This is a genomic window from Marivita sp. (assembly GCF_051859345.1).
GTDB lineage: Bacteria > Pseudomonadota > Alphaproteobacteria > Rhodobacterales > Rhodobacteraceae > Marivita.
In genome coordinates, this window is the sequence record NZ_JBHYFV010000104.1 from 1 (window position 1) to 1,539 (window position 1,539).

The following is a 1,539-nucleotide window of genomic DNA, read 5'->3' on the forward strand; positions in this document are numbered from 1 at the left end:
TGAAGGCCCAAAAGCACAGCGCCAGCCCGCGCACGAGCTATGACTGAATCTGGTGTTTTGGGGATTTGAAAGCTGGCGGTGCATCTGGTTGGATTGTCGTTGCGACACAACCCGCCAACCGAAAAGGACGCACTACCATGAACGAGAGTAACATTGTTGAATTTGCCGGTCGAGATGCGATCTCGGAGCCATTGACGGAACTTCTGCGCTAAGGTGCGCGGGAATTGCTGCAATCGGCGGTCGAGGCCGAGCTTGAGGTCTTCATGGCACGATTTCGGGACCGGAAGACAGCCGATGGGCATGCTGCGGTGGTCCGCAATGGCCACCACCCGGAACGGGCCGTTCAGACCGGCATCGGTCCTGTCACGGTGAAGGTGCCCAAGGTGCGCTCGAAGTCGGGCAAGCCTGTCACTTTCCATTCCGCGCTGGTCCCGCCCTATGTGCGCAAGGCGAAGTCGCTGGAGGCCGCACTGCCCTGGCTGTATCTCAAGGGCATCTCCACCGGCGAGATGGATGGGGCGCTGAAAGCTCTGCTCGGACCGGATGCCACGGGGTTCTCGGCCAATACCGTGGCGCGGCTCAAGGCGAAATGGGCCGCTGAATACAGCGACTGGCGCAAGACCGACTTGAGCCGGGATGACTGGGCGTATCTTTGGGTCGATGGCATCTATAGCGGGCTGCGCGCGGCCGAGGACCGGCTCTGCGCGCTGGTCGTGATCGGCGTGAATGCTCGTGGAGAAAAGCACTTCCTCGCCATCGAGGATGGTGTGCGCGAGTCCACGCAAAGCTGGCGCGAGGTGCTGCTTGCGCTTAAGGCGCGGGGTCTGAAGGCGCCGAAACTGGCCATCGGGGACGGTGCCATGGGGTTCTGGGCCGCACTGGAGGAGATCTTCCCGACAACGCGTCAGCAGCGATGCTGGGTTCATAACTGAGGGCATGACTGCCACCGGTCCGAAGGAATGCCCGAAGGCGAATGTGCTCAATTGCCTGCCCAAACGGTCTCAGCCCAAAGCCAAGAAAATGCTGCATGACATCTGGCAGGCTGAGACCAAGAAAGACGCCGAGGCTGCCTTCGATCTGTTCATCGAGACCTATGAGCCGAAATACCCGAAGGCCGCCACCTGCCTGATCAAGGATCGGGAAGAACTGCTATCTTTCTACGACTTTCCAGCGCAGCACTGGCAGAGCATCCGCACCACCAATCCCATTGAAAGCACCTTCGCGACCATCCGTCACCGGACCAAACGCGCCAAAGGCTGTCTGACCCGTCTCGGAATGCTGCACATGATGTTCAAGCTCGCACAATGCGCAGAGACAAGCTGGCGCAAGCTGCGCGGCTTCGCCCACCTCGCTGACGTCATCGAAGGCGTCGATTTCATCAACGGCGTCAAGCCATCAAACCCAGATCGGGCCGCCGCATGACAATCCCAAAACACCAGATTTGACAATAACTCTTCAGAGTTTCACCGAAATGCTTTAGCCTTTCAGGTAAAGTGGGCGCGCTGCCCCCGCGTTTTCGAGGCTTGTCTTGCGTTTCCA

Annotated in this window: 1 pseudogene; it reads left to right on the forward strand. The window is 59.5% G+C overall.

The features are described from left to right. Nucleotides 1-137: 137 nt before the first annotated feature. Nucleotides 138-1,422, forward strand: a pseudogene (locus ACTIEN_RS22235) (IS256 family transposase). Nucleotides 1,423-1,539 lie beyond the last annotated feature (117 nt).